Annotated in this window: 28 protein-coding genes; 14 read left to right on the top strand and 14 right to left on the bottom strand. The window is 73.3% G+C overall.

Annotated elements, in window-relative coordinates:
• Positions 1-15: 15 nt before the first annotated feature.
• Entirely contained in the window at positions 16-1,347 is a 1,332-nt protein-coding gene (locus ACZZY9_RS03090; protein WP_320479080.1) for a bifunctional o-acetylhomoserine/o-acetylserine sulfhydrylase, read from the bottom strand.
• A gap of 189 nt (positions 1,348-1,536) precedes the next feature.
• On the opposite strand from ACZZY9_RS03090, the gene ACZZY9_RS03085 reads away from it, so the two are divergent.
• The 5 genes from ACZZY9_RS03085 (at position 1,537) to ACZZY9_RS03065 (ending at position 7,687) form a co-directional block, all read left to right on the top strand.
• On the top strand, positions 1,537-2,325 hold the full coding sequence (locus tag ACZZY9_RS03085; RefSeq protein ID WP_463462943.1) for an SDR family oxidoreductase: 789 nt from the start codon (positions 1,537-1,539) through the stop codon (positions 2,323-2,325).
• A gap of 805 nt (positions 2,326-3,130) precedes the next feature.
• Entirely contained in the window at positions 3,131-4,021 is an 891-nt protein-coding gene (locus ACZZY9_RS03080) for a glycosyltransferase family 2 protein (protein ID WP_192058198.1), read from the top strand.
• Positions 4,018-5,028 carry a glycosyltransferase family 2 protein gene (locus ACZZY9_RS03075; protein ID WP_463462942.1) on the top strand — a complete coding sequence of 337 codons (1,011 nt, stop codon included), beginning with the start codon at positions 4,018-4,020 and terminating at the stop codon, positions 5,026-5,028. The genes ACZZY9_RS03080 and ACZZY9_RS03075 overlap by 4 nt, the downstream gene beginning before the upstream one ends.
• Positions 5,025-6,389 carry a glycosyltransferase family 2 protein gene (locus ACZZY9_RS03070; protein ID WP_463462941.1) on the top strand — a complete coding sequence of 455 codons (1,365 nt, stop codon included), beginning with the start codon at positions 5,025-5,027 and terminating at the stop codon, positions 6,387-6,389. Before ACZZY9_RS03075 ends, ACZZY9_RS03070 begins: the two co-directional genes overlap by 4 nt.
• Positions 6,386-7,687 (top strand): hypothetical protein, encoded by a 1,302-nt coding sequence (locus tag ACZZY9_RS03065; RefSeq protein WP_463462940.1) that lies wholly within the window; start codon positions 6,386-6,388, stop codon positions 7,685-7,687. The genes ACZZY9_RS03070 and ACZZY9_RS03065 overlap by 4 nt, the downstream gene beginning before the upstream one ends.
• On the opposite strand, the gene ACZZY9_RS03060 is transcribed toward ACZZY9_RS03065, so the two are convergent.
• Entirely contained in the window at positions 7,684-8,253 is a 570-nt protein-coding gene (locus ACZZY9_RS03060) for a hypothetical protein (protein WP_463462939.1), read from the bottom strand. The genes ACZZY9_RS03065 and ACZZY9_RS03060 overlap by 4 nt on opposite strands.
• A gap of 67 nt (positions 8,254-8,320) precedes the next feature.
• On the opposite strand from ACZZY9_RS03060, the gene ACZZY9_RS03055 reads away from it, so the two are divergent.
• From ACZZY9_RS03055 to ACZZY9_RS03030, 6 genes are all read left to right on the top strand, one after another.
• Entirely contained in the window at positions 8,321-9,073 is a 753-nt protein-coding gene (locus ACZZY9_RS03055; protein WP_463462938.1) for a YqjF family protein, read from the top strand.
• A gap of 46 nt (positions 9,074-9,119) precedes the next feature.
• Positions 9,120-9,707 carry a phosphoribosyltransferase gene (locus ACZZY9_RS03050; protein WP_320478212.1) on the top strand — a complete coding sequence of 196 codons (588 nt, stop codon included), beginning with the start codon at positions 9,120-9,122 and terminating at the stop codon, positions 9,705-9,707.
• Positions 9,704-10,447 (top strand): Type 1 glutamine amidotransferase-like domain-containing protein, encoded by a 744-nt coding sequence (locus ACZZY9_RS03045; RefSeq protein ID WP_463462937.1) that lies wholly within the window; start codon positions 9,704-9,706, stop codon positions 10,445-10,447. Before ACZZY9_RS03050 ends, ACZZY9_RS03045 begins: the two co-directional genes overlap by 4 nt.
• On the top strand, positions 10,444-11,232 hold the full coding sequence (locus ACZZY9_RS03040; protein ID WP_463462936.1) for a uracil-DNA glycosylase: 789 nt from the start codon (positions 10,444-10,446) through the stop codon (positions 11,230-11,232). The genes ACZZY9_RS03045 and ACZZY9_RS03040 overlap by 4 nt, the downstream gene beginning before the upstream one ends.
• A 322-nt stretch (positions 11,233-11,554) precedes the next feature.
• A complete protein-coding gene (locus ACZZY9_RS03035; RefSeq protein ID WP_463462935.1) occupies positions 11,555-12,157 on the top strand; it encodes an N-acetyltransferase family protein in 603 nt (200 codons plus the stop codon).
• Positions 12,158-12,242: 85 nt separating this feature from the next.
• Positions 12,243-13,703 carry an amidase gene (locus tag ACZZY9_RS03030; protein WP_463462934.1) on the top strand — a complete coding sequence of 487 codons (1,461 nt, stop codon included), beginning with the start codon at positions 12,243-12,245 and terminating at the stop codon, positions 13,701-13,703.
• A 10-nt stretch (positions 13,704-13,713) separates the two neighbouring features.
• Here ACZZY9_RS03030 and ACZZY9_RS03025 read toward each other — a convergent pair whose 3' ends face one another.
• From ACZZY9_RS03025 to ACZZY9_RS03005, 5 genes are read right to left on the bottom strand one after another with little or no spacing between them, the layout of a single operon-like run.
• Positions 13,714-14,526: an ABC transporter ATP-binding protein gene (locus ACZZY9_RS03025; protein ID WP_463462933.1), complete on the bottom strand. Its 813-nt coding sequence runs from the start codon at positions 14,524-14,526 to the stop codon at positions 13,714-13,716.
• Positions 14,523-15,302 carry an ABC transporter ATP-binding protein gene (locus ACZZY9_RS03020; RefSeq protein WP_463462932.1) on the bottom strand — a complete coding sequence of 260 codons (780 nt, stop codon included), beginning with the start codon at positions 15,300-15,302 and terminating at the stop codon, positions 14,523-14,525. Before ACZZY9_RS03020 ends, ACZZY9_RS03025 begins: the two co-directional genes overlap by 4 nt.
• Positions 15,299-16,174 (bottom strand): ABC transporter permease, encoded by an 876-nt coding sequence (locus tag ACZZY9_RS03015; RefSeq protein WP_463462931.1) that lies wholly within the window; start codon positions 16,172-16,174, stop codon positions 15,299-15,301. The genes ACZZY9_RS03020 and ACZZY9_RS03015 overlap by 4 nt, the downstream gene beginning before the upstream one ends.
• Positions 16,171-17,124, bottom strand: coding sequence for an ABC transporter permease (locus tag ACZZY9_RS03010; RefSeq protein WP_463462930.1), 954 nt, complete (start codon positions 17,122-17,124; stop codon positions 16,171-16,173). The genes ACZZY9_RS03015 and ACZZY9_RS03010 overlap by 4 nt, the downstream gene beginning before the upstream one ends.
• Positions 17,121-18,635: an ABC transporter substrate-binding protein gene (locus ACZZY9_RS03005; protein WP_463462929.1), complete on the bottom strand. Its 1,515-nt coding sequence runs from the start codon at positions 18,633-18,635 to the stop codon at positions 17,121-17,123. Before ACZZY9_RS03005 ends, ACZZY9_RS03010 begins: the two co-directional genes overlap by 4 nt.
• Before the next feature lie 260 nt (positions 18,636-18,895).
• Here ACZZY9_RS03005 and ACZZY9_RS03000 point away from each other — a divergent pair, with 260 nt between their 5' ends.
• Together ACZZY9_RS03000 and ACZZY9_RS02995 are read left to right on the top strand one after the other, a co-directional pair.
• Positions 18,896-19,327: an SIP domain-containing protein gene (locus tag ACZZY9_RS03000; RefSeq protein ID WP_192058173.1), complete on the top strand. Its 432-nt coding sequence runs from the start codon at positions 18,896-18,898 to the stop codon at positions 19,325-19,327.
• A 52-nt stretch (positions 19,328-19,379) separates the two neighbouring features.
• Positions 19,380-20,351 (top strand): siderophore-interacting protein, encoded by a 972-nt coding sequence (locus ACZZY9_RS02995; protein WP_463462928.1) that lies wholly within the window; start codon positions 19,380-19,382, stop codon positions 20,349-20,351.
• Between the two features lie 7 nt (positions 20,352-20,358).
• Here the strand turns inward: ACZZY9_RS02995 and ACZZY9_RS02990 are convergent, their stop codons facing one another.
• Genes ACZZY9_RS02990 through ACZZY9_RS02980 form a run of 3 tightly spaced genes read right to left on the bottom strand, consistent with a single transcriptional unit; the run spans position 20,359 to position 22,930 of the window.
• Entirely contained in the window at positions 20,359-21,180 is an 822-nt protein-coding gene (locus ACZZY9_RS02990) for an SDR family NAD(P)-dependent oxidoreductase (protein WP_463462927.1), read from the bottom strand.
• Positions 21,177-21,566 (bottom strand): Fe-S oxidoreductase, encoded by a 390-nt coding sequence (locus tag ACZZY9_RS02985; RefSeq protein ID WP_463462926.1) that lies wholly within the window; start codon positions 21,564-21,566, stop codon positions 21,177-21,179. The genes ACZZY9_RS02990 and ACZZY9_RS02985 overlap by 4 nt, the downstream gene beginning before the upstream one ends.
• On the bottom strand, positions 21,530-22,930 hold the full coding sequence (locus tag ACZZY9_RS02980; RefSeq protein ID WP_463462925.1) for a dihydrolipoyl dehydrogenase family protein: 1,401 nt from the start codon (positions 22,928-22,930) through the stop codon (positions 21,530-21,532). Before ACZZY9_RS02980 ends, ACZZY9_RS02985 begins: the two co-directional genes overlap by 37 nt.
• Positions 22,931-23,089: 159 nt before the next feature.
• Here ACZZY9_RS02980 and ACZZY9_RS02975 point away from each other — a divergent pair, with 159 nt between their 5' ends.
• Positions 23,090-23,260 carry a CsbD family protein gene (locus ACZZY9_RS02975; protein WP_320478222.1) on the top strand — a complete coding sequence of 57 codons (171 nt, stop codon included), beginning with the start codon at positions 23,090-23,092 and terminating at the stop codon, positions 23,258-23,260.
• Between the two features lie 111 nt (positions 23,261-23,371).
• Here the strand turns inward: ACZZY9_RS02975 and ACZZY9_RS02970 are convergent, their stop codons facing one another.
• The 4 genes from ACZZY9_RS02970 to ACZZY9_RS02955 all read right to left on the bottom strand — a co-directional run bounded on the left by ACZZY9_RS02970 (position 23,372) and on the right by ACZZY9_RS02955 (position 26,930).
• Positions 23,372-24,193 (bottom strand): crotonase/enoyl-CoA hydratase family protein, encoded by an 822-nt coding sequence (locus ACZZY9_RS02970; protein ID WP_463462924.1) that lies wholly within the window; start codon positions 24,191-24,193, stop codon positions 23,372-23,374.
• Entirely contained in the window at positions 24,190-25,011 is an 822-nt protein-coding gene (locus tag ACZZY9_RS02965) for an arginase family protein (protein WP_463462923.1), read from the bottom strand. The genes ACZZY9_RS02970 and ACZZY9_RS02965 overlap by 4 nt, the downstream gene beginning before the upstream one ends.
• Positions 25,012-25,101: 90 nt before the next feature.
• Entirely contained in the window at positions 25,102-26,220 is a 1,119-nt protein-coding gene (locus ACZZY9_RS02960) for a DUF418 domain-containing protein (protein ID WP_463462922.1), read from the bottom strand.
• Entirely contained in the window at positions 26,217-26,930 is a 714-nt protein-coding gene (locus ACZZY9_RS02955) for a PspA/IM30 family protein (protein ID WP_243214218.1), read from the bottom strand. The genes ACZZY9_RS02960 and ACZZY9_RS02955 overlap by 4 nt, the downstream gene beginning before the upstream one ends.
• Positions 26,931-26,970 lie beyond the last annotated feature (40 nt).

The raw sequence follows: 26,970 nt of genomic DNA, 5'->3' as shown, positions 1-26,970 counted from the left end.
CCTGCGGGGCCCGGGTCAGCTGCTGCGGAGCGACTCGCGGGTGACCGCCTGGGCCGCGGCGAAGCCGGCCTCGAGGTCGGCCTTGAGGTCGTCGATGTTCTCGAGTCCGACCGACAGCCGCACGAGACCCGGGGTGACGCCCGTGGTCAGCTGCTGCTCGGGGGTCAGCTGCGAGTGGGTCGTCGAGGCGGGGTGGATGACGAGACTGCGGACGTCGCCGATGTTCGCCAGGTGGCTGAAGAGACTCAGCCCGTCGACGAGCGCGCGGCCGGCGTCGACGCCGCCCTTGAGCTCGAACGAGAGCACGGCCCCGACGCCGCGGGGGGCGTACTTGTTGGCCGCGGCGTACCACGGGCTCGTCGGCAGGCCGGCGTAGTAGACGGCCGCGACGTCGGATCGGGAGTCGAGCCACTCCGCGATCTCCTGCGCGTTCTGCACGTGGCGCTCGATGCGGAGGCTGAGGGTCTCGATGCCCTGGATCAGCGAGAACGCGGTGTCGGGGCTGTTCGAGGCGCCCAGGTCGCGCAGCAGCTGCACCCGCGCCTTGATGATGTACGCGAGGGGGTCGCCGACGGCCTGCGTGTAGACGGCGCCGTGGTACGACGGGTCGGGCTGCGTCAGCCCGGGGAACCTCTCGGCGTTCTCCGACCACGCGAACGCGCCGCCGTCGACGATGAAGCCGCCGATGACGGTGCCGTGCCCGCCGAGGAACTTCGTCGCCGAGTGCACGACGATGTCGGCGCCGTGCTCGAGGGGGCGGATCAGGTAGGGGGTCGCGATGGTGTTGTCGACGATCAGCGGGACGCCCTCGGCGTGGGCGACGCCCGACACCGTCTCGATGTCGAGGATGTTGATCTTCGGGTTGCCGATCGTCTCGGCGAAGAACAGCTTCGTGTTCGGGCGGACGGCGCGGCGCCACTCGTCGGGGTCGTCCTGGTTCTCGACGAACGTCGTCTCGATGCCGAGCTTCGCGAGCGTGTACTTGAAGAGGTTGTAGGTGCCGCCGTAGATCGACGACGACGAGACGATGTGGTCGCCCGCCTGCGCGATGTTCAGCACGGCGAAGGTCGACGCGGCCTGACCCGAGGCGACGAGCAGAGCGCCCGTGCCGCCCTCGAGCGCCGCGATGCGCTGCTCGACCACGTCGTGGGTGGGGTTCATGATGCGCGAGTAGATGTTGCCGTTCTCGGCGAGGGCGAAGAGGTCCTGCGCGTGCTGGGCGTCGCGGAACACGTACGACGTCGTCTTGTAGATGGGGGTGGCGCGGGCGTGCGTCGTCGGGTCGGGCTGCGCCCCCGCGTGGATCTGCTGCGTCTCGAACTTCCAGGTGGACGTGTCGTCGCTCATGCTGTGCTCCTGCGGTCGGGGTCTGCGGCGGCCGATCGGCCGGACTGCGGTGCTGCAACGCTACGCAGGGCGCGCCGGGGCTGTCCACGCGGGCGGACACGCGACGTAACCCGGCGCGCTAGCGTCGACGGATGCCGGGTCGACCGGCGGAGCGTCGGCCACGGCCGACCCGACGACGAGGAGCAGTGGATGACGAAGCGTGTCGTGGTGACGGGGGCCAGTTCGGGGATCGGGGCGGCGACGGTGCGGCTGTTCCGGCGACGCGGCTGGGACGTGATCGCCGTCGCCCGACGCGAGGAGCGCCTCCTCGACCTCGCCGCCGAGACCGGGGCGACCGCGTTCAGAGCGGATGTCACCGTGGACGCCGACGTGGCCGCGCTGCGCGAGCACGTCGAGTCGACCGGTCCGCTGCATGCGCTGGTCAACAACGCCGGAGGCGCCTTCGGGCTCGACAGCGTCGAGTCGGGATCGATCGACGACTGGCAGCGGATGTTCGACGTGAACGTGCTCGGGACGAAGCGGATGGTCTCGGCGCTGCTGCCGGCCCTCCGCCGGGGCGCCGACGCCGAGCGGGCGGACGGCGACGGGGGCGGCGCCGACATCGTGACGGTGACCTCGATCGCCGGCCACGTCGCCTACGAGAACGGCGGCGGCTACAACGCCTCGAAGTTCGCCGAGCACGCCCTGGTGGCGGTGCTGCGCCTCGAGCTCGCCGGAGAGCCCATCCGCGTGATCGAGATCGCACCGGGCATGGTGCACACCGAGGAGTTCTCGGTCAATCGGTTCGGCGGCGATCAGGGCCGGGCCGACGCCGTCTACACGGACGTCGAGGGGCCGCTCGTCGCCGACGACGTCGCCGAGGCGATCGTGCACTCGGTGGAGCTGCCGGCGCACGTCAACCTCGACCTCGTGACGCTGAAGCCGGTGGCCCAGGCCGCCCCGCACAAGGTCGTGAAAGGCCGGCTGCAGACACGGTGACACGCCGACGACGATCGTCGAGGGTGGTCCGGACGGGTGATTCGCGGACGATACGACGGATCACCCGTCGGCCTCCTGAGCAGGACCGAGGCGTTCTCGGCCGGGTCCCGACCGCCTTCGAAGGGGGCGCGGCGACCCCCGGACGGGGGGGCGCGAGAGCGACTCGCGCGCCCGGTTAGACGGGTCCGGTCATCCACGACTGAGTACCACTCAGTTGGATTCGGGGGACAAGCCGTGTCCCCCTGATGTCCCCCGGCCGGGTCGGCGATCGGCGCGGAAGCGACGGCATCCGGCCGCGCCGCACAGGGCGCAGTCGCTGCCGCGGCGGTAGTGCTCGTGCGCCTCGCGGGCGTGCCCGCAGACGCAGAGCGTGCTGTCTTCGTCGACTTTCCGCGCCATGGGGCTCCTCCGAGCATCGGTCCGATGTGCCGTCGTGCGACGGCGCCTCGGCGTGCCCTCGACTGTACCCACGACACCCGCGCCAGGGGCGTCGGCTCTCGTCGCCGATCGCCCGAGCGGGGGACAGCGGGCGGACGGGCCGTCGGTCGAGGGTGCGACGCGCGCCGTGCGGGTGAGGCGGCGGCCCGGGCGCGACCGACGGAGGCCGGCCGACGACACGACACGATCTCCGGTACTTGCGCTGCCTCGGATCGAGCGTAGGTTTGGTCTCACCCGACGGCGACGTCGTTCAGCCCGAAACTGATCGACCGAGCCCAGCTCTCCTGGCGTGAACCCGAAACTCCGCCCGTGCAGAGCTCCTCTCGCAACACCCCTTTGCCAGTTCGCTTACCCCTGCAAGGACCCCATGAACCAGGTGTTCCCCACGCCCGAAAACGGCGCCGCTCCCCGTATCTCCATCGTCGTGCCGGCACGGAACGAGGCCCGCAACCTCGAGATCGTCCTGCCGATGCTCCCGCTCGTCCACGAGGTGATCCTCGTCGACGGCAACTCCGTCGACGACACCATCGCGACGGCGCAGCGCGTCATGCCCGACATCAAGGTCGTCCGACAGACCCGCAAGGGCAAGGGCAACGCGCTGGCCTGCGGCTTCGAGTCCGCGACCGGCGACATCATCGTCATGTTCGACGCCGACGGCTCGGCCGACCCGGCCGAGATCCCCCGCTTCGTCGAGGCGCTCACCTCGGGCGCCGACGTCGCCAAGGGCAGCCGCTTCGTCCACGGCGGCGGCAGCGAGGACATCACGCGCTTCCGTGCGCTCGGCAACTGGGGCCTCAACGCCCTGACCAACCTGCTGCTCGGCACCAAGTACACCGACCTCTGCTACGGCTACAACGCCTTCTGGGCCCGCATCGTGCCGAGCCTCGACCTGCTGCCGGCCGACCTCGCACCGCGCGCGGACGGCCAGATGCACAACGGCGACGGCTTCGAGATCGAGACCATCCTCAACTGCCGCATCGCCGCCCTCGGCTACGACATCGTCGAGGTCCCGAGCGTCGAGAAGCTCCGCATCCACGGCGTCAGCAACCTCAACGCGATCTCCGACGGATTCCGCGTGCTGCGCGTCATCCTGGAGGAGCGTCGTCGTCGCCCCTCGGCGGCCGCGCGTCTCCGTCGGTCGATCCGCGAGGCCGCCCTCACGTCGGCCGAGGCCACGAACGAGCCGGCGCCCGTCTTCGCCGTCGTCGACGGCGCCCGTCTGGACGCTCGACTCGGAGCCCGCCAGGACGTCGCGTGACCCAGCAGCCGACGACGGTCTCCGTCATCGTCTGCGCATACACCGAAGACCGCTGGGACGACCTGGTCGCCTCGGTGGAGTCCGTCCGCGGGCTCCCCGAGGCGCCCGAGGTGCTGCTGGTCGTCGATCACAACGACGGCCTGCTCGCCCGATCGCGCGATCGGTGGAGTGACGTCGTCGTGGCCGCCAACGAGTCCCGGCAGGGGCTCTCCGGCGCCCGCAACACGGGGGTGGCCCTGGCCTCGGGCGACATCGTCGCGTTCCTCGACGACGACGCCTCGGCTGACCCCTCGTGGCTGACGCACCTGCTCGGCCCGTTCGCCGACCCCGACGTGGCCGGCGTCGGCGGGCACGCGACTCCCGTCTGGCCCGAGGGCGGCAACACGCTCTACCCGGCCGAGCTGCTCTGGATCGTCGGCTGCAGCCACCGCGGTCTGCCGACCCGGCTCTCGGACGTGCGGAACGTCATCGGCTGCTCGATGGCCTTCCGCCGCGACGCCGTCCTGTCGGTCGGCGGCTTCAACCTCGACACCGGGCGCGTCGGCACCATCCCCCTCGGGGGAGAGGAGACCGATCTCTGCATCCGGATCCGTCAGGCCGACCCGTCGGCGCGCATCGTCCTCGAACCGCGGGCCGACGTGCGTCACCACGTGACCGCCGGTCGCGTGACCTGGGCGTACCTCCGTCGCCGCTCCTTCTACGAGGGGGTGTCGAAGGCGGCGCTCAGCCGTCAGCTGGGCGCGTCCGACTCGCTCTCGAGCGAGTCCGCCTACCTGCGTCGCGACATCCCGCGCGCCGCGCTGCGCGAGCTCCGCTCGGTCGGCCGAGGAGGCGCGGGTCGTCTGGCCGCGCTCGTCACCGCGGTCGTCGCCACCGTCGCCGGCTACGCCCTCGGCAGCCTGCGCCGCGCCTCCCTGGCTCCCGTCGATCCCTCGGCCGGCCAGGTCCTCCCCGCTCGCGGATCGGCCCGTCCGGCGGCCGTCGGACCGACGGACGGCGCCCCGTGACCGATCTCCAGCTCGTCCGGCCGATGGCCGGCTCCACCGCGCCCTCCTGGGGCGGTGCGCTCTGGGTCGGCGAGGTCGACGTCGACGAGCTGACCCGCCCCGGTGTCGGCGACGTCGTGCTGGCGGCCCCCGAGGGGCATCGGGCCGCCCGGCTGCTCGTCCGTCGAGGTCGCGCCGTGCTCGGCTTCGTCGAGGTCCCCGTGGTCGACGGGCGGATCCCGCTCGAGCTGCTCCGCTCCGAGGTGGCCGCGCTGGCGACGGTCGTCGTGCCCGTCGAGCCGATCCACCTGCCCTCGGTCACGGTCGTGCTGTGCACCCGCGACCGCCCGGGGCATCTGCGCGGCGCCCTCCGCAGCGTGCTCGAACTGGACTACCCCGAGTTCGACGTGGTGATCGTCGACAACGCCGCCGCGACCACGGAGACCCGCGACCTCGTCCGCACCGAGTTCGACGACCCGCGCGTGCGCTACACGGCCGAGCCCGTCGCAGGCCTGTCCAGCGCGCGCAACGCCGGTCTCGCCGCCGCCACGGGCGAGATCGTCGCCTTCACCGACGACGACGTGATCGTCGACGGTCAGTGGCTGCACGGCCTCGCGGCGGGCTTCGCCCAGGGCGAGGACGTCGCCTGCGTGTCCGGGCTCGTGCCGAGCGGCGAGCTGCGCACGCCCGTCCAGCGCTTCTTCGACGACCGGGTGTCGTGGTCGCAGAACACCACCACGCGCGTCTTCCGTCTCGCCGAGCCGCCGGCCGACCTGCCGCTGTTCCCGTTCTCCGTCGGCGCGTTCGGCACCGGCGCCAACTTCGCCCTCCGTCGCCCGGTCGCCCTGCTGCTCGGCGGCTTCGACACCGCGTTCGGCGTCGGCACCCCGACCGGCGGAGGGGAGGACCTCGACGTCTTCACCCGCGTGCTGCTCGCCGGGCATGCCCTCGTCGTCGAGCCGTCGGCGCTCGTCTGGCACCGGCACCGCTCCGATCTCGGGGCCCTGCGCGTGCAGGCGAGGGGATACGGCACGGGGCTCGGCGCCTGGCTGACGAAGATCGCCCTCGACCCCGTGACCCTGCGGCTCGCGCTGCGCCGCGCCCCCGGGGCGATCCGGGTGCTGGCCGCGAAGCGCCGTGTCGAGGGGGCGCCCGCCGACGTCGACGGACCCTCGCGCGCCTCCTCGGCTCCGGTCGACGCCGACCTGACCCGCGAGATCGCCCGCACCGCCCGGCAGGAGCTGCTCTCCGTCGCACTGGGGCCGATCCTGTACCTGCGTCAGCGGCGCCGTGGAGCCGGGCTGATGGGCCGTCGCAGCGCGGGCACCGGGCCGCGGCGCACGACCGGCGCCGACCCGTCGATCGCACGGCGGTCCGCATGACCGCCGTGACCAACGGAGGCGGCGGCTCCGTGCCCGCCTCGTTCGCCGACGTGCGCGTGCCGATCTCGGCCGTCGACCGGCTCGGTGCCGGCGGATACATCGTCTCGGTCTTCGGCCCGATGACGCTGCCGTCGCGCGACGCGATCGCCGAGGCCCTCTGGCGCATCGCCGCCGTCGGCCCCGACGCACGGCTCGGACTCGTCGCGCTCGACGACCGCACCTGGGGCTTCGGCCTCGAGTCGCTCCGTGAACGATGCGACCTGATGGTCGTCGACGCGCCCGAGTTCGCGAGCGGAGACGCGGGCGACGCGCTCGAGCGGCTGATCGGCCGGCTCGAGCCCGGGCCGCCCGTGCGCATCCTGCTGGCCGGCGACCGCCTCCTGATGATCCTCGACCACGGCGTCGTCGACGCGCGCTTCACGACCCGCCTGCCCCTCGCCCTGATCGAGGTCGCGACGGGTGGGGACATCCCGGCGTGGCTGACGGCCGAGAACGCCCGGAGACCGCTCTGGTCGGCGTTCGTCGAGACCTTCGCCAAGCACCCCGCCCGCGTCGCGACGCTCCTGCGGGTGCGCCGCGTCGAGACCCCCGTCGTGCCGCAGCGGGTGCCCGTCGAACGCCCGCTGATCGGCTGGACCGGCTCCACCGCCGTCGTCGTGGCGAACGGGACCCGCGAGACGTTCAAGGGGCTGCACGCCTGGCTGCGTCGGCGCGACGAGCCGGTGGCCTTCGGCGCGGGCGTCATCGTCGCGCTGCGGGCCGCCCTCGCCGCCGAGGGGCTGCGTCTCGGGCCGGACAGCGAGATGGTCTACGACGTCCGCGGGTACCTGCCCACCGGGGTCGAGGCCACGGGCAGCTTCGTCACGGGGATCCCCGTGACGGGCGGCGACGATCTCGTCGCGGTCGACCAGAGCCTGGCGCAGACAGCGGCGTCGGGGCGGCCCCTCGCCGCGCTGATGGCCGGTGCCGTCAAGGAGGCGCTGCGCCCGGCGCGTCGCCGTGCGCCCGGAGCCACGCCGGCCAGGGCGAGGGCCAGGATCGTCGTGAGCAACCTCGGGGTCAACCGCTCGCTGCAGTCCCTCCCGTGGGTGCGTGATGGGCGGGTCGTCGACACCGCGTCGGCCGTGCACCCCATCGCGCCCGAGACGGTCGCCGTGCAGCTCGTCGTGCTCGACGGACGGCTGCACGTGGCGGTGTCGTACAACGACACCTCGTTCGACCGCGACGCCGTGCGCCGCGCGGTGCAGGCGTTCGTCGACGACCCGGTGGGTCTGCTCGACGGGGTCGTCTCCCGCTAGTCGCCCTCGGGGCGGAGCAGCGCGGCGATGTCCTCGTCGACGAGCGTGCGGATGCGCTCGTCGCGCCCCTCGTCGTAGTCGGGGAGCGGCGAGGCGGCCCAGCCGAGGCGGTCGACGACCGTGCTGCCGACGTCGTCCCAGGCACGGGCCCTCGCGGCCGCCACGAGCGACGCCACGAAGTCGTCGTCGGCGGCGCTCTGCGCGATGCGCGCCGCCAGCTCCTTGTGGGTGGCCTCGCGCAGGCGCAGCGCGTCGATGTCGTCGACCCGGTAGTCGAACTGGTGCCGCGACCGGCCGTACGACCGGTGCGTCCGCCGTCGCAGCGTCTTCAGCCGCGCGACGCCCTCGCGCTGCTCGGCCTCGAGCCGCGCCAGCTCGTCCCGGGCCGCCGCCGTCGCGACGTCCTCGTCGAACGGCAGATGCTCCTGCAGCGCCCTGACGATGACGGTGTTCGCGACGGCCACCACCGCGGCGGCGCGGACGATCAGGAACCCGTCGTCGACGGCGCGTTCGAGCGGGGTCGGGTCCGCTCGGCGGACGGGAAGGCCTGGCAGGTCGGGGAGCACCGGTGACGGATCCTCTCGGGTCCCCTCCGACCCTACCCACGCGGCCCGCCGCACGTAGGGTGAGGCGATGACCGCCCGCGACCCCGATCCCGTCTCCGACGTCGCCCCCGAGCTCTCCCGTCGGCCGTTCATCCGGCAGCACTGGGGCGGGCTCGCCTTCGCGCACTGGAGGGTCGAGCCCGAGCGGGTCGCCCCGCTGCTGCCGCGAGGCACGCGGCCCGACGTCTTCGACGGGTCGACCTGGGTCGGTCTGATCCCGTTCGAGCTGTCGCGGAGCGCGTTCGGGCCGTTCCCGCCCGTACCGGTGCTGGGGACGTTCCTCGAGACCAACGTGCGGCTCTACTCGGTCGACGAGCAGGGGCGGCGCGGCGTCGTCTTCCGCACGCTCGAGGCGCAGCGGCTGCTGCCGGTGCTCGCCGCGAACGCGGGCCTGGGGCTGCCGTACCGCTGGGCCTCGATGACCCGCAGGAGGCGCGGGGGAGTCGTCGAGTACGCCTCGCGCAGGCACGGACCCGGCCCGCGACCGGCCACGCGCCTCCACGTCCGTCCGACCGACGAGGTCGTCGTCGGCGACCCCCTGGCCGACTTCCTCACGGCGCGCTGGGGCATGCACGTCGAGCGGGGCGGGACGACCCGGTTCTGGCCGAACGAGCACGGCGCGTGGCCGCTGCGGCGGGCCGAGCTGGTCGACTTCGACGACGAGCTGATCGCCGACTCCGGTCTGCCCGGGGTCGCCGATCGGGAGCCCGACTCGCTGCTCTGGTCGGACGGCGTCGACACCGTCTTCGCGCCTCCCGGGGGTCGCTGGGTCGGGCCCTGACCCGCCGTCTTCGCGGTCCGCGCGCGGGCGCACTACGGTTGCTGGCATGGTTTCCTCACCCGACGACTCGACCGACACCGCCGCAGCACCACCCGAGGCGCCGCCGGCGACGGGTGACACGGCGGGCGGGTCGACGGGCGCCCCCGAGCGCGAGGTGCTCGGCTGGCTCGAATTCGGCGAGGCGGCGCGGCATCTGGCGAGCGACGTGGTCGCGGCCGACTTCACCCCCGACGTGATCGTGGCCGTGGCCCGCGGCGGGCTGGTGCTGGCCGGCGCCATCTCGTACGCCCTCGACACGAAGATGTGCGGCTCGATCAACGTCGAGTTCTACACGGGCATCGACGAGCGCCTGCCCGAGCCGGTGCTGCTGCCCCCGACCCTCGACGCCCCGTCGCTCGAGGGCAAGCGCGTGCTGATCGTCGACGACGTCTCCGACTCGGGTCGCACGCTCGTGCTCGTCCGCGACCTGCTCGCCGCGGTCGCCGCCGACGTGCGCACCGTCTGCCTCTACAGCAAGCCGCGCACCCTGCTCGAACCGGACTTCGTCTGGAAGCGCACGTCGCGCTGGATCACCTTCCCGTGGAGCGCCCTGCCCCCGGTCACCCGCGACAGCGGCGCGGTGGTCGAGGCGTGAGCATCCACCTGGTGGGCGGCGGCTGGTCGCCCGACTCGCCCGAGCTCTACGACCTCTTCGTCGCCGAGGCGGCCGTCCGCGGCGGCGCCGTCGGGCGCGCCGTGCCGCGCATCGCCCTGCTCGTCGTCGTCGCCGACGACTCGCCCTCGGCCGAGTTCCGCACCGGCTACCCCGCGATGATCGCGTCCCAGAGGCGCTGCGAGGTGGTGACGAGCGTGATCGAGGCCGGCGAGTCGTTCGACACCCGGGTGCTGAGCGACGTCGACGGGCTGATCGTCGCAGGCGGGCTCACCCCGGCGTACCTCGAGGCCGTCATCCCGCTCGTCGACCAGGTGCGCCTCCTCGTGGCCGACGGGCTGCCGTACCTCGGCTTCTCGGCCGGCGCGATGATCGCGGCCGACCGGGCGCTGCTCGGCGGCTGGCTGATCGGCGACGTGCCGGTCTGCCCCGAAGACGCGGCGGAGGACCTCGACGAGGTCACCCTCAGCGGCGGCCTCGGTCTCGTCGACATCGCCGTCGACGTGCACGCCGCGCAGTGGGGCACCCTCACCAGGCTGATCGCCGCGACCGAGGCCGGGCTGGTCTCGGGCGGCGTCGCGATCGACGAGAACACCGCGCTGGTCGTCGGCGACGGGGCCCTGACGGTGCTCGGCACGGGCAGCGTGTGGCGGGTCGAACCGCAGGTCGACGAGGGCGGCGAGATCATCGGCGTCTCGGTCGGCACTCTGGGCCCGGCGTGACCGACGCCCCCGGCGCTTCGCCCGGGTCCGCCGAGTCGCCCGGGTCGGCCGGGTCGGCCGGGTCGGCCGAGTCGCCCGCTTCGGCCGGCGCGCCGGAGTCGGCCGCGCGCCGGCCCCTCGCCGAGCAGATCGACGCCGGCTGGGCGGAGGCGCTCGAGCCGGTCGCCGACCGCATCGCCGACATGGGCGAGTACCTCCGTGCCGAGGTCCGCGCCGGTCGCGGCTACCTGCCCGCGGGCGAGCACGTGCTCCGGGCGTTCACGGCGCCGCTCGAGAGCGTGCGCGTGCTGATCGTCGGTCAGGACCCCTACCCGACGCCGGGGCACCCCGTCGGGCTCTCGTTCTCGGTCGACCCCCGGGTCCGCCCCATCCCGCGGAGCCTGGCGAACATCTACCGCGAGCTGCACGACGACCTCGGCGTGCCCCCGGTCGCGCACGGCGACCTCACATCGTGGTCCGAGAACGGCGTGATGCTGCTCAACCGCGTGCTGACCGTCCGCCCCGGCGAGACCGCGTCTCATCGCGGCAAGGGCTGGGAGCCGGTCACGCAGCGGGCGATCGAGGCCCTCGCGGCGCGGGGCGGCCCTCTCGTCGCCATCCTCTGGGGGCGCGACGCCGCGGCCCTGAAGCCGATGCTCGGCGACGTCCCGACCATCGAGTCGGCGCACCCAAGCCCGCTCTCCGCCTCGCGGGGGTTCTTCGGCTCGAAGCCGTTCAGCCGGGCGAACGCCTCGCTGGTCGAGCAGGGCGGCGACCCCGTCGACTGGGCGCTGCCGCCCGCCTGAGCCGCGTCGCGCCTCCTGGGCTTCAGGCACCCCGGCCCTGGGCTGAGCGGGCGTCTCCGGCGAATGCGGGCGTGGAGACTCGCCCGTCGGCGTCGCACTGGCCCGTGTGCGCAGGTGTACGAGCCTCCGTCTGAGGTGCGCCGCGTCTCCTGGGCCGCGCCGCGTCTCCTGGGCCGCGCCGCTCCTCCTGAATGCCGGGCGGGGTAGCCGCGGGCGGAGCGGGCGTCTCCGGCGCATGCGGGCGTGAAGACTCGCCCGTCGGGGTCGCATTCGCCCGCCCGCGCAGGCGCAAGGGCGGGCACCCGCATGGCAGAGTGGCACCGTGCTCGAAGAGGAATACCAGCCCCGTCGTCGCCTGCCCCGCGCCCTGCAGGCGCCGGCGCCCGTCGAGCCCGCGTTCCGGTTCGAGGTGCGTGCGGCCGCCCCCGCCGATCTGCCCTACGTGCGCGAGATCTACAACCACTACGTCGCGAACTCGTCGGTCACCTTCGACGAGGACGCCATGACGCTGGCCGAGTGGCGGCGCAAGTTCTCGTTCGTCACGTCGCTCGGCATGCCGTTCCTCGTGGCGGTCAACCCGAGCGGCGAGGTGCTCGGCTACGCGCTGGCCTCGCCCTGGGGCGGCAAGGCCGCCTATCGCTACACCGTCGAGACCTCGATCTACCTGCGGGCCGCATCGACGGGCAAGGGGCTCGGTGCGGGGCTGTTGGAGGCGCTCGTCGACGTGTGCCGCGACGCCGGGATCCGCGAGATGGTCGCCGTCATCGCCGACAAGAACGCCGAGGCGTCGGTGGCCCTGCACGCCCGACTCGGCTTCGTCGAGGTCGGGCGCATGGGCCGGGTGGGCTTCAAGTTCGGGCGGTGGCTCGGCACCATCACGATGCAGAAGTCGTTGAAGAAGCGACGCGGACGCTTCGGGCGCTGAGCGAGGGCGCGGCCCGGCTCGGCACGAGCTCGGGCGGTCCGACCCGGGGGAGTCGAGGAGGCGCGGCCAGGCCTAGGCTCGACGGATGCCCGATCTCCACGACCTCACCGCCCACGAGCAGTGGAACCAGCTGCGGCACGGCAGGGTCACGCCGCGCGAGCTGACCGACCACTACCTCGAGCGGATCGAGCGCCTCGACGGCGGCGGCACCGGTGACCCCGCAGGCGGCGGCCGCCCCGGGATCGGCGCCTTCACGACGGTCACGGCCGACGCCGCCCGCGCTCGCGCCGACCGGCTGACCCGGGAGGGGCCGACGGCCGCGCCGCTCTGGGGCCTCCCGTTCGCCGACAAGGACCTCACCGACCGGGCCGGGGTGCCCACCCGGTCGGGCTCGCGCCTGGCCGACGGGAGGGTGCCGACGACGTCGTCGGAGATCGTCGACGTGCTCGACGAGGCGGGTGGCGTCAGCCTCGGCAAGACGGCCACCCCCGAGTACGGGCTGACGGCCTACACCGAGACGCTGATCGGGCCCCCGACCCGCAACCCCTGGCGCCCCGAGACCGGCGCGGGCGGTTCGAGCGGCGGGGCCGCGGCGGCCGTCGCGGCGGGCCTGCTGCCCTTCGCCCCGGGGTCCGACGGCGGCGGCAGCATCCGCATCCCGGCGGCGGCGACCGGTCTCGTCGGCCTGAAGCCCTCGCGGGGGCGCGTCCCGTCGCAGTCGGGGCTGTCCAGTCTCGGCGGGCTGGCCGTCGGCGGACCTCTCGCCCGGACGGTCGCCGACGCCGCGATGCTGCTCGACGCCATGGTCTCGCCCGACGGCCGCCCGCCGCGGCACGGGCAGGCGCTGCACGCTCCGCCGTCGCCCGACGGGGCCTACCTCGGCACGGCGCTGCGCGGCGAGGGACGCTTCCAGGTGGCGGTGATGACGACCAGCCCGTGGGACGACGCGTTCGACGTCTGGGTCGACCCGCGCCTCCTCGGCGTCGTCCGTCACACGGCCGATCTGCTCGCGGACCTCGGGCACGGCGTCGACGAGACCACGATGCCGGGCTCGGACTACCCGACGCTCTTCCGCACCCTGTGGCAGGCCGGGGCCGCGGGCATCCCCGCCGAGACCGAGGCCGAGCTGGGGCGGCTCGAGCCGATCACCCGCTGGCTGGTCGAGCAGGGGCGTCGGGTGACCGCGCGCGAGCTGGCCGCGACCCTCGTCGGGCTGACCGCCTTCGAGCGCACGGTCATCGAGAGCTTCGCTCCGTACGACGCCGTGCTGACGCCGACGCTCGCCCTGCTGCCGCGTCCGATCGGCTGGTACGACGACGTCGACGCCGAGCGCAACTTCGAGCAGCAGTGCCTCTACTCGCCGTTCACGTCGTTCGTCAACGTCGCGGGGCTGCCGGCCATCACCCTGCCCGTGGGCGAGATCGACGGGCAGCCGGCGGGCGTGCAGCTGATCGGCCGTCCGGGTCGTGAGGACGTCCTGTTCGCCCTCGGCACGCAGCTCGAACGGCGTCTGCGGTGGCAGCGTCGGCACCCGCCCGGGTGGTGACCGGCGCCGCTCAGTCGAGCGTCGGCACCGACGCCATGAGGCTCTGCGTGTAGGCGTGCCGCGGGTTCCGCAGCACGTCGTCGACGGCCCCCTGCTCGACGATGCGCCCTTCGTGCAGCACGGCGACCCGGTCGGCGAGATGCTGCACGAGTCCGATGTCGTGCGACACGGTGAGCAGCGAGAGCCCGAGGTCGTCGCGGAGCTCGCGCAGCAGGGCGAGGATCTGCGCCCGCACGGTGACGTCGAGGGCGCTCATCGGCTCGTCGCCGACGAGCAGCCGGGGGCGGTGCACGACTGCCCGGGCCACCGCGACGCGCTGCCGCTGCCCTCCGCTCAGCTCGTGCGGGTAGCCGTCGCCGTGCTCACGGGTGAGTCCGACCCGTCCGAGCATCTCGTCGACGAGCGCCCGGTGGTCGCCGTCGATCGACAGCGCCCGCAGCGGCTCGGCCACCGTGTCGCGGATCCGCATGCGGGGGTCGAGCGAGCTGTACGGGTCCTGCAGCACGACGCCCGTGTCGCGGCGGAACCAGCGGAGCGCCGCCGCCCGACCCGGTCGCACCGGGCGCCCGTCGAACGTGACGGACCCCGCGGTGGGCGCGTCGAGCGCGAGCAGCAGCTTGACGAGCGTGCTCTTGCCGCTGCCCGACTCGCCGATCAGCGCCACGCTCTCGCCGGCGGCGACGTCGAGGTCGGCGTCGATGAGGGCGTGCCGCACGGCGCCCGGCTGGAACGGCGAGGGCCGCGGCAGCCGGTAGGTCCGGGTCAGACCGCGACCGGTCAGCAGCGGAGCCGAGGAGGCGCGGGTCGGGTCGTCGACGGTCACGTCGTCCTCCAGGTGGTCGCCTCCGACGCCGCCACGAGCCCGCGGGTCACGGGGTGGGCGGGCCGGGTCAGCAGCTCGCGCACGGGACCCTGCTCGACGAGGCGGCCGGCCGACAGCACCGCCGCGTGCTCGACGACGCGGCGCAGCACGGCCAGATCGTGGGTGACGAACAGCAGCGAGGTGCCGCGTTCGTCGACCAGGCGGCGGAACAGGTCGAGCACCTCGGCCTGCGTCGAGACGTCGAGCGCCGTGGTCGGCTCGTCGGCCAGCAGGAGGCGCGGGCGGGCGATCAGGGCCGTCGCGATCACGACGCGCTGGCGCTGGCCGCCCGACAGCTGGTGCGGGTAGCGGTCGACGATGCCGGCCGGGTCGGGCAGGCCCACCTCGGCCGCGGCCTCGATCGCCCGGGCGCGGGCCTCGCGGCGCCCGATGCCCTCGTGCAGACGGAGCGGCTCGGCGATCTGGCTGCCGATGGTGCGGATCGGGTCGAGGGAGGTGCGCGGATCCTGGAAGACGACGCCGATCTCCGCGCCCCGCAGCGGCGCGTGGTCGCGGTCGGACAGGCCGACCAGCTCGCGGTCGTCGAGTCGGATGCTGCCGCGCACGGTCGCGGCGTCGGGCAGCAGCCCGAGCACGGCGAGCAGGGTCATCGACTTGCCCGAGCCGGACTCGCCGATCAGCCCGAGACGCTCGCCGTCGCCGATCGACAGCGACACGCCGTCCAGCACGGGCCGGCCGCCGAGGTCGACGTGCAGGTCGTCGATGGAGAGGCTCACGAGACGACCCCCGGTCGGTCGGCGGGCGTCGCCGCACGCGGTCGGAGGCGCGGGTCGCCGGCGTCACGGACGGCGTCGCCGAGCAGGTTGAAGGCGAGCACGGTCAGGGTGATGGCGGCGCCCGGCCAGACGATGCTCCAGGGGTGCACCCCGATGAACTTCTGCAGATCGCTCAGGAGGCGCCCCCACGACGCGGTCTCGGCGGACGCGCCGTAGCCGAGGAACGACAGCCCCGCCTCGGCCAGGATCGAGGTCGCCATGGCCAGCGAGAGCTGCACGGCGAAGAGCGGAGCGACGTTCGGCAGCACGTGCCGGGCGACGACGCCCAGGGCGCCGACGCCCGCGGCTCGGGCGGCGAGCACGTAGTCCTCCCGCCCCACGCGCCGGATCTCGGCGCGCGAGACGCGGGCGATGTTCACGCCGTAGCCCGTGCCCGCGGCGATGACGACGACGCCGAGCGATCCGCCGAAGGCCGCCGCGAGGGCCATCGCGATGAGGATGGTGGGGAACGCGACGAGCACGTCGATCAGCACCGCGACGGAGTCCCTCGCCCACCGCGGGGTCAGCGAGCCGAGGACGGCGAGGAGGACCCCGACGACGAGGGCGGTGGCGCCGGAGGCCAGGGCGACGAGCGCGGTCGTCGTCGACGCGCGGGCGACGTAGCTGAAGACGTCGCGACCGACGGAGTCCGTGCCGAACAGGTGCTCGGTCGAGGGCGGCGCCCAGGCCGCGTACGGATCGGTCGCGAACGGATCGAGCGGGGTCCAGAACGGACTCGCGACCGCCGCGATCGCGACGAGCGCGAGCCAGCCGACGCCGAACGCGCCCGTCGGCGAGCCGACCACGGCCCGCAGCCACGACCCGCGCCTCATTCGCCGCGCTCCCGTGATCGGGGGTCGACGCTGCGGTGCACGACGTCCACGACGAAGCCGACGGCGAGGACGATCGCGGTCAGGGTCATCAGCTCGCCCTGCACCTTGGTCAGATCGCGGCGCCCGACGTCGGCGACGAGCATGCGACCGACGCCGGGCAGGCTGAAGAGCTGCTCGACGAGCACGGCGCCGACCACGAGGCCGGCCACCTGGATGCCGAGCACGCTGACGACGCTCAGCATGACGTTCGGCAGTCCGTGGCGCACGAGGGCCCGGTCGCGGGTCATGCCCTTGGCCGCGGCGGCGCGGACGTAGTCGGCGTCGAGCGCCCCGAGCGCGGCGGACCGGGTGAAGCGAAGCAGCACGGCGCCCTCGACGAGGCCGATCGTCACGGCGGGCAGCACGAGCGATCTCAGAGCCGCCGCGGGGTCCGACCACCCGTCGATCGGGAACCCCTGCGTGGGCAGCCAGCGCAGGGTGACGGCGACGAGCGCGATCAGGAGCATGCCCGCCCAGACCGCCGGAACGGCGGCCAGCACCTGGGCGCCGACCGACACGGCGGTGCCGAGCGGGCGACGCCGGCGGAGCGCGGCGAGCACGCCCAGGGGCACCCCGATCACCAGGCCGATCACGAGCGACAGGCCGGCGAGCGGCAGCGTGACGGCCAGCTTGTCGGCGATCTCGTCGCCGACCGGGGTGCCCGTCACGAGCGAGCGGCCGAGGTCGAGTCGCAGCAGTCCGCCGGCCCAGTCCAGGTACTGCGAGACGATCGACCGGTCGAGGCCGAGCTCGGTGCGGAGCGCGGCGACCTGGGCGGGCGAGCCGGTCGTCCCGGCGATGACCTGGGCCACGTCACCCGGCAGGAGGCGCAGGGTGGCGAAGATCAGGACGCTCGCGACGACCAGCCCCAGCGCGAAGAGGACGAGTCGACCCGCCGTGAATCGGATCACTCCGTCGCGGCCAGGTCGGACAGGTCGAGACGGGTGGTCGTCGACGAGGTCGGGAACCCGGTGACGCCGTCGCGCACGGCGGTGAGGGTCGTCGACGTGTACAGCCACTCGGCGGGCGCGTCGGCGGAGACGATCTCGGCGGCCTCGGCGAGGGCGGCGTCGGCGTCGGCCGGGTCGGTCGCGGCGAGAGAAGCCGCGTAGAGCTCCTGGACGGCGGGGGAGTCGTAGCCGAAGTAGTAGTCGGGGTCGGCCCAGTTGCCGAAGTCGTGGGTCTCGGCGTGGTTGACCATGCTCAGCTGGAAGTCACGGGGCGAGCCGTCGGACGGGGCGACGAAGACGTCGGTCAGCCAGGTCGAGAAGTCGACCTGGTCGACCGTCAGCGTGATGCCGACGGCCTTCAGCTGTGTGGTCAGGACGTCGCCGATGGCCGTCGGGTAGACGTTCGCGTACTCGAGGGTCAGGTCGAGGTCGGACAGCCCCGCCTCGTCGAGCAGTGCCCGGGCGGCGTCGGGGTCGTACGCGTCGACGTCCGTCAGGTCGCGGTACCCGGGGTCGAGCTCGGGGATCGGTCCGCCCTGGTCGACCGCCGACCCGCCGGTCGCCGCGATCAGCGCGTCGTTGTCGACCGCGAGCCGGATGGCCTTGCGCACGCGGGGGTCGGTGAACGGCTCGACGGCGTTGTTGAAGGCGAGCGTGTACTTGTCGGTCGTCTTCCCCTCGTCGACCGTGAGGCCGTCGATCCCGTCGAGCTGGCTGCGGAGGGTGGCGTCCACCGCGGTCTGCACGTCGATCTCACCCGAGATCGAGGCGTTGATCCGGGCGGAGGGGTCGGGGATGTACCGGAAGTCGACGCCGCCCACCCCGGCGGGCGTCCCCCAGTAGTCGTCGTTGCGGCTGAGACGGAGGTTGTCGCCCTGGGTCCAGCTCTCGAGCGTGAACGGGCCCGTCCCGTTCGCCGTCGTCGACAGGTCGTTGTCGGCGGCCTGCTCGAGCACGAGACCGGCACGACCGGTGAGGGAGAACAGGAGCGCCGAGTCGGGGCGCGACAGTGTGAGGACGATCGTCGAGGCGTCGGGGGAGGCGATCGTCTCGACGGCGTCCAGGTCGCCGTGGTTCGCGAGCGTGTCGTCGTCGGCGACCTGCTGCAGCGACCAGACGACGTCCTCCGCCGTCAGCGCGGCCCCGTCGTGGAAGGTCACTCCCTCGGCGAGGGTGAAGGTGTAGGTCAGTCCGTCGTCGCTCACCTCGTGCGAGGAGGCGAGGACGTCGACGATCTCGTTGTCCTGCGTGCGGCCGACGAGACCCTGGTAGACGTTGTCGATCAGCACCTGGTCGAGGGCGATGCCCGCGGTCCGCCGGATGTCGAGGTCGGTCGGCTCGAGGACGAGACCGACGGTCACCGTGGCGTCCGGGTCGGGTGCGCCGGACCGGTCGGAGTCGGTGGACGACGAGCAGCCGGCGGTGACGAGCACGAGAGCGGTGACGGCGGCGAGGAGGGGCAGGGTGCGCACGCGGAGGGGCCTTCCGGGGGAGGGCCGGGGCGTCGATGCCCCGGCGAAGGATGCCGAGGTGGTCTCGGCTCTGCTGCGGGGGATCTCCGGTCGCTGGCGGAACGGTCGTCACGATCCGCCACCGTGGTGCTGTCGGACACGGCGCGGCCCCTCGCCGCGGGTCGCTGACGGACTCGCGGACGCGTCAGAACCTACCACCAGGGTGTGAATCAGGTGGACGCGTCGCGAGATAGGTGAGGCTTACCTATACTGATTCCGAGATGTTCCTCGAATACAGCGACCCGCCCCTGCAGCACGACGCCACGCGCGTGCTGTTCGCCGGCGACGCCACGTCGATCGACCACCTCCGCGGCATGCTGGCGGCCCTGCCGCTCTGCGCCAGGGGGCAGGTCTTCGTCGAGGTCGACGACAGCAGCCAGATCGTGCCGCTCGCCTCGCCCGGCCGGGTGTCCGTCACCTGGCTCGCCCGCGATCGCCGGTCGGGTGCGCCCGGCTCCGGCCGGTCGTGCGACCGCGGCGAGGCGCTCGAACGCGCCGTCCGGGCCTGGCTCGCCGAGATGTACGTCGACACCGAGTCGCTCGTCGGGGGCGAGCACGTGATCTGGATCGCCGGGCCTCCGTCGTTCGCCTACGACCTGCGCCACGATCTGCACCGCGTCTTCCACGCGGTCGACGGGGCCGTCGCGCTCTGACCTCCTCCCCGGGGCCTGTCGCCGCTCAGGTAAGGCATGCCATACTTAGGGTGTGCTTACTTCCTCACTCGACGCCTCGCCCGTGACCGTCGAAGGCGATGTCGTCGTACCCGAGGCCGCCTCCAAGCCGGCGCATCGTCCCTACCGGGCCCGCATCGTGCGACGGGTCCAGCTCTCTCCGTCGTTCGTCCGGCTGACCTTCGCGGGGCCAGATCTCGTCGACTTCGGCGCCGACGGTCTCGATCAGCGCATCAAGGTCGTCCTCCCGCTCCAGGCCACCGGCTTCGACACCTTCCCGTCTGGCGACTGGTGGGGCGGGTGGCGGGCGCTGCCCGATCACGAGCGCAACCCGTTCCGCACGTACACCGCCCGTGCCGTCCGCCCCGAGCTCGGCGAGGTCGACGTCGACTTCGTCGTGCACGCCGACGGCGGGCCCGCGGCCGCCTGGCTGGCCGAGGTCTCTGTCGGCGACGATGCGATGCTCGTGGGGCCCGACGCCACCAGCGGCGTGACGGGCAGCGGGGTCGAGTGGAACCCGCGGGGCGCCTCCTCGGTCCTGATCGCCGGCGACGAGACGGCCGTACCGGCGGTGTCGTCCATCGTCGAGAGTCTGCCCTCCGACGCGCGGGGCTGCGTGTTCCTCGAGGTGCCGACCGCCGACGACGCCCTCACGCTCGTGGCGCCGGACGGGGTGAGCGTCCACTGGCTGCCCCGATCGACGTCGGGCGCCGAGCACGGCGCCCTGCTGATCGACGCTGTCCGCGGCTGGACGAAGCGCTACGTCGCCGCCTGGCACCACGGGGTCGAGGTCGACGAGGTCGACGTCGACCACGACATCCTGTGGGATGTCCCTCAGGGCGCGGCACTACCGGGGCAGGCCCTCGAAGGCGAGCTCTACGCCTGGCTCGCGGGCGAGGCCGCGGCCATCAAGACCCTCCGCCGGTTCATCGTCGCCGAGGTCGGCATCGACCGGCGCCAGGTCGCCTTCATGGGCTACTGGCGACTCGGCCGAGCCGAACTCTGACCGCTCCTCAGACCGCCGACGGCAGTCCGACGATCTCCGAGCTGCGGTCCCACAGGGCGGCGGCGAGCGAGTCGTCCTTCGCCTGGGGCACGACCAGCCCGTTCGGCTTCAGCTGGTCGAAGTAGGTGCCGCTCGGCACGCCGACCGTGCTGGGGCCCGCCAGCTGGATCAGGGGCAGCGCACCGGCCGCGGCCGAGATGCCGTAGTGACCGTTCGTCAGCACGTTGGCCATCCGCCACATCGGCGAGTCCGCGCCGAAGTTGGTCTTGACGATGCCGGGGTGGAACGAGAACGCCTCGAGACCGGTGCGCTTCGCCAGCTCGCGGATGAACAGGATCGTCTCGATCTTGCTCGTGCCGTACTGACGCCATCCGCCGAGCCAGGGGCGCTTCGCCCAGTCGAGGTCGTCGAGGCGGACACGACCGAACAGGTTCGCGACGCTCGCCGTCGAGATCACCCTGGCCTGACTCTCGATGAGTCGGGGCAGCAGCAGGCGGGTCAGCAGGAACGGCGCGAGGTGGTTCGACTGGAGGATCCGCTCGTGCCCGTCGGCCGTCAGCCCCCGCGGGTTGACGAGGCCGCCGGCGTTGTTGGCGAGCACGTCGATGCGGGGGTACCTCTCGAGGAGGCGCGCCGCCAGCGAGCGGACGTCGTCCAGCCGGTCGAAGTCGGCCACGAAGGCCGTGCCGCCCACCTCGTCGGCGACGGCGCGCGTGCGATCGGGGTTGCGACCGACGATCGCGAGGTCCGCGCCGCCCTTCGCCAGGGCCTTCGCGGCCTCGCGTCCCAGACCGCTGCTCGCTCCGGTGATGATCACGGTGCGGGTCATCGGTAACCGCCTTCCTCGAGGCCGGCCTCGATCTCGAACCTGTTCGTCAGCGGGTCGCTGCCGGCCAGGAAGTACATCAGTGGCATCAGCATGCCGTATCGGCGCCACTGCGTGACGTGCACGGCCTCGTGGCGGAGCACCCGCGGGCCGTCGTTGTGCCGGGTCAGGTAGACCCGTCCGACGCAGGTGCCGCCGCGACGGAAGGCCCACCGGGGCAGGCCCCGGCAGACGATCAGGTCGCCGACCACCCGGATGCGACCGGTGCTGAGGGGCACGCCGACGGCGAGCCCCACCAGGGTCGCGAACGAGCAGCCCAGCCGCGACACGGGGGAGTCGAGCAGGATGCCCCTCACGGACGCCCGTAGACGTCGAGCAGCCGGAGCCACACCTCGCTCACGGTCGGGTACGACGGCACGGCGTGCCACAGGCGGTCGATCGGCACCTCGCCGACGACCGCGATCGTCGCGGCGTGCAGCAGATCGCTGACGTCCGGGCCGACGAACGTGGCGCCGACGACCACCTTGCGGCTCTCGTCGACGACGAGCCGCGCCCGGCCCTCGTACGAGTCGGAGTGCAGGGCGGACCCGGCGACCGAGGCGAGGTCGTAGTCGACGACGCGCACGTCGAGCCCGCGCCGGCCTGCAGCCTCGGCGGTCAGGCCCACGCTGGCGACCTCGGGGTCGGTGAAGGTGACCTGCGGCACGGCGGCGTCGTCGGCCGTCGCCACGTGGGTGCCCCACGGCGCGGTCGAGAGCTCGGTGCCCTGCGCGCGGGCGGCGATGACCTCGCCGGCCGCGCGGGCCTGGTACTTGCCCTGGTGGGTGAGGAGCGCGCGGTGGTTGACGTCGCCGACCCCGTACAGCCAGTCGGTGCCGTGCACCAGGAGGGTGTCGTCGACCTGCAGCCAGTCGCCCGGCTCGATGCCGACGTTCTCGAGACCGAGGTCGGAGGTGCGGGGCACGCGACCGGTCGCGACGAGCACCTCGTCGGCGACGATGGTGCTCCCGTCGTCGAGGGTGACCTCGACGGTGTCGTGCTCGGTGCGGACGACCGACGTCGGCGAGACCCCCAGGCGGAGGTCGACTCCGAGCTCGCGCAGACCGTCGCCCACGAGCTCGCCGGCGAAGGGCTCCTGGCCGCCGAGCAGGCCGCTGCGGGCGATGAGCGAGACGGTCGCGCCGAGCCCCTGGTAGGCCGTGGCCATCTCGGTCGCCACGACGCCGCCGCCGATCACGACGAGGCTCTGCGGGATGCTCTTCGCGCTGGTCGCCTCGCGGCTCGTCCACGGGCGGGCCTCGGCGAGGCCCGGGATGTCGGGCAGCAGGGCGGTCGAGCCGGTGGCGGCGACGACGGCATGGGTCGCGGTGTGGACGACGCCGTCGACCGTGACCTCCTTGACGCCGGTGATGGTCGCATGACCGCGGATGAGATCGATTCCGGCCCCCGACACCCAGTCGGCCTGGCCCGAGTCGTCCCAGCCGCTCGTGAAGGAGTCGCGACGGCGGAGGACGGCGGCGACGTCGACGTCGCCGGTCACGGCCTGGGCCGCCCCGTCGACGGCCCGGGCCGCACGCACGACCGCGGTGGAGCGCAGCAGCGCCTTCGACGGCATGCACGCCCAGTAGGAGCACTCGCCGCCGACGAGCTCCCCTTCGACGAGGGCCACCGACAGCCCCTTGCGCTTGGCGTAGTCCGCCACGTTCTCGCCGACTGCGCCGGCGCCTATCACGATGAGGTCATATGTCGTCATGCCCTGACCGTAGTCCTCGCCCCCGAGCATCCGTCCGGCCGTGGCCTGGCCGTTCCGCGCGGCGATCCTGAACGCCGGATGTGCGTTCGGTCGATGTGGACGGGGTCCTCGATACCGTGCATTCACCACGCGCTGACGCGCCAAGCAGAGGAGGTCTTCATGGGACTCGACGACAAGATCAAGAACGCCGCTCAGGACATCGCGGGCAAGGCGAAGGAGGCCATCGGCGACCACAAGGGCGACGACAGCCTCAAGGCCGAGGGTCAGAAGGACCAGACCGCCGCGAGTGCCAAGAAGACCGGCGAAGACGTGAAAGACGTCTTCAAGTAAGACGCGTCATCACGCCCGAAGCCCGCTCCCCTCGTGGGGGCGGGCTTCGTCGTGCTCCCGGGCCGCCGGTCGTGCGCGGCGGTCGTGCGCACGCGCGCCGTACCGGTCGGGTCAGTAGCCGGAGAAGCGCGCCTCGCGGCGCTCCGTGAAGGCGGCGAGCCCCTCGCGGGCGTCGTCACTGGTCAGCAGCCGCACCAGTTCGGGTTGGAGGCGCGCCTCGGCCGCCGCCTCGCCCTCGCGCACCGCGAGTCGCGCGTTCGCCAGGGTCGCCTGCACCGCGAGCGGCGCCTGCGAGGCGATCCGCTCGGCCAGGGCGAGGGCCCGATCGAAGGCGGCCCCCTCGGGGACGACCTCCTGGACGAGCCCGATGCGCCGCGCCTCCTCGGCGTCGAAGAGATCGCCCGTCAGCAGGTACCGCATCGCATCGCCCCAGCCGACCCGGCGGGGGAGTCGCGTCGTGGCGCCGCCGAAGGGCAGGATCGCTCTGCTGACCTCGATCTGACCGAAGCGCGTCGACGAGTCGGCCACGACGACGTCGCTCGCCAGCGCCAGTTCGACCCCCAGGGTCAGGCAGGTGCCCTGCACGGCCATGACCACGGGCTTCGTCAGCGGGGTGCCGTCGACCTGCCACGGGTGCAGACCGCCCTCGGGGACGATGTCCAGCCCGGCGTCCGTCATGGCGGGCATGACGTCTCTGAGGTCGAGCCCGGCGGTGAAGTGGTCGCCGTGGGCGAAGACGAGACCGACGCGCAGCCCGGGGTCGCGGTCGAGGCGGCCGTAGGCGAGCGAGAGCTCGCGCAGCATCCGCAGGTCGGCCGCGTTGCGCTTCTCGGGTCGGTCGAGCCCGATGAGGAGCACGTGGCCGCGACGTTCGACGCTGACCCGGGGGCGGTCGGCGGCGGCGGTGCCGCCCGTCGCGTCGGCGGCGCTCATCGCGAGAGCGCCCCGACGATGCGGAGGATGGTGCCCATGTCGTCCGATGCGCTGGCCGCGTCGACGGGTGCGAACGAGCAGAGCCCCGCGCCGACCAGGGTGAAGCGCGACTTCAGGGCCGTGATGGTGGCGATCAGGGTCGCGAGGTCGATGCCGAAGGGCTGCGGGGCGAGCAGGCCGTCGAGCGTGCCCGGGTCGAGCACGTCGAGGTCGACGTGCAGGTACACCTCGGTGGCGCCGGTAGCGGCGACCGCGGCGACGACGTCGTCGGGCGACAGGTCGAGCGACGAGATGGTGGTCACGCGCCGGCTCTCGACGTAGCGGTCTTCGGCGTCGTCGAAGGTGCGGGCGCCGGCGAGCACGATGCGGCTCGGGTCGAGGGGCGTCTCGGCCGGGTCGAGGGTCGGGAGGTCGTCGGCGACGTCGCCGGTCAGGGCACGGAGGACCATGCCGCTGAAGGCGCCGCTCTCGCTGCTGCGGGGGCTGTGCAGGTCGGGGTGGGCGTCGAACCAGACGACCGCCGTCGAGGGGGTGAGCGCATGCCGCACGGCGCCGAGCTCGATGCCGCAGTCGCCCCCGACGACGAGCGCGGGCGAGTCCGCCGTCGCGAGCTCCTGCTGCAGCGCGTCGGCGACGGTCAGCACCGACGAGAGCCGGTGCACGGGGGTGCCGAGCGAGTCGCCGGCGCCGACCGGCACCTCGACGAGGGTCGTGGCGGACGCGGGCAGATCGCCGAGCACCGCGTAGGCGCCCTCGGCGAGCCGCATGGCCCTCGACGACGGAGAACCCTGCCACTGCGGAACCACGACGAACCTCACGCGCGTCAGTCTGGCACAGCCCGGGGGCGCCGTGGCGGATGATCCGGTGCGCTGTGGAGGCGGCGACGCCGTGCCCCGAGGAGGCGCGGGTCAGCGGGCGAGGGCGGCCTCCCGGGGCTCCCAGGGCCGGCTCGCCCGAGTCACCAGACGTTCGAGCGGACCGCGTCCGACGAACCGGCGCCACAGGGTCGCGTAGACGAGGGTGCCGATCACGGCCGCGACGAGCCAGCCGAGGGGGAGTCCGTACGACCCTCCGGTCGACCGGTACGCGGTGAAGAGCGGCGCCGTGATGAGCAGATGCAGGGTGTAGACGGTCAGCGGCTGGGCGCCCGTCGCGGCGAGCGGGGCGAGGAGCGCACGGACGACGCGGGTCGCGCCTCCGTGGGGTCGGGCCGCGCCGGTGATCACGAGCAGCAGCCCGACGACGGCGAGGGCGACGCCGCCCGAGCCGACGATCTCGGCCGGCATGCCCTCGTGATCGGCGGGGTCGAGAGCCGCGACGGCGGCGGCCCCCGGCAGGAATCGCGCGCCGTAGCCGACGACGGCGGCGACGACGCCGACGACGATCAGCAGTCGCGCCGTCTTCGGCCGGGCCAGGTCGCTGCGGGCGGCGACGAGTCCCGCGATGAGGAACGGCAGCCACACGAGGGCCGGGTAGGCCCCCACGAGCAGGGCGTCCGCCGCGAGACCGGGGAGGCCGGAGAGGGTGGTGTCTCCGATCGGGTCGACCGGCACCAGGGTGGCCGCTAACGGGGCCGCGACGGTGACGACCGCGGCGAGGGGGACGAGGAGGCGCCGAGGCAGCCAGAGGACGCCCAGCAGCAGGAGGAACATCACGCCGTAGTAGGGGAGGATCACGAGCACGTAGACGTTCCAGGCCTGCAGCAGCAGTCCGAGCACGATGAGCAGCGCCGCCCGGATGGCGATCGAGGCGGACACCCTCGCCCGCCGACCGGGCGGCGTCGCGCGGGCACCGCCGGAGACGAGACCGAGCGAGATCCCGGCGAGGGTGGCGAACAGGATCGCCGAGCGGCCGTCGAAGACGCGCTCGTCGAGGAGTTCCCGCGGCCACATGTGCGCGGCGAACATGCCGAGCACCGCGACACCGCGGGCGACGTCGATCCCGGCGAGTCGACCGGACGGCGCTGCGGGCGCCGACCCGTGCGACCCGCCCGAGGGGCTCGACGCACCCGCGGTGCCGACGGTCATGCCCCGAGCTTGAGGGCGGCCAGGCGCGCCTCGATCTCGGTCTGCTCATCGAGGTCCTCGAGGCCCTCGAACTGCGCGTCGAGACTGGAGGCCGCGAGCTCCTGCTGGCCGAGCACCTTCGCCTCCTCGCGTCGCACCTTGTCCTCGAAGCGGCTGATCTCGCTCGTCGGGTCCATCAGATCGATGCTCTTGACGGCGTCGGCGACCCTCGACTGCGCCTCGGCCGACTTCGCCCGCGCGTTCAGCTCGTCGCGCTTGCTGCTCAGCTGGTCGAGCTTGCCGCGCATCTGGGTCAGACCCGTCTTCAGCTTGTCGACGACCTGCGTCTGCGAGGCGATGGTCGGTTCGGCGTCCTTCGCCTCCTTCTCGGCCGACAGCTGCTTGCCGAGGGCGACCTTCGCCAGGGCGTCGAACTTGTCGGCGTCGACCGTGTTGCCGCCGGCGCGCAGCTCGTCGGCCTTCCCGCTCGCAGCGCGAGCCTTGCGCTCCCAGTCGGCGGCGGCGGCGACGTCCTCGGCGTGGTCCTGCTCGATGAGACGGAGGTTGCCGATGGTCTGAGCGACGGCGCTCTCGGCCTCCGAGATGCTGCTCGTGTAGTCGCGGACCAGCTGATCGAGCATGAGGCTCGGGTCCTCCGCCTGGTCGAGGAGGCTGTTGATGTTCGCCCTCGTCAGCTGGGCGATGCGACCGAAGATTGACTGCTTCGACATGGGGTGGTCCTTTCGAGTGGGTGATCGTGGGTCGTGAGTC

Source organism: Frigoribacterium sp. AC394 (assembly GCF_979258095.1).
This window is presented reverse-complemented; position numbering and strand designations above follow the sequence as displayed.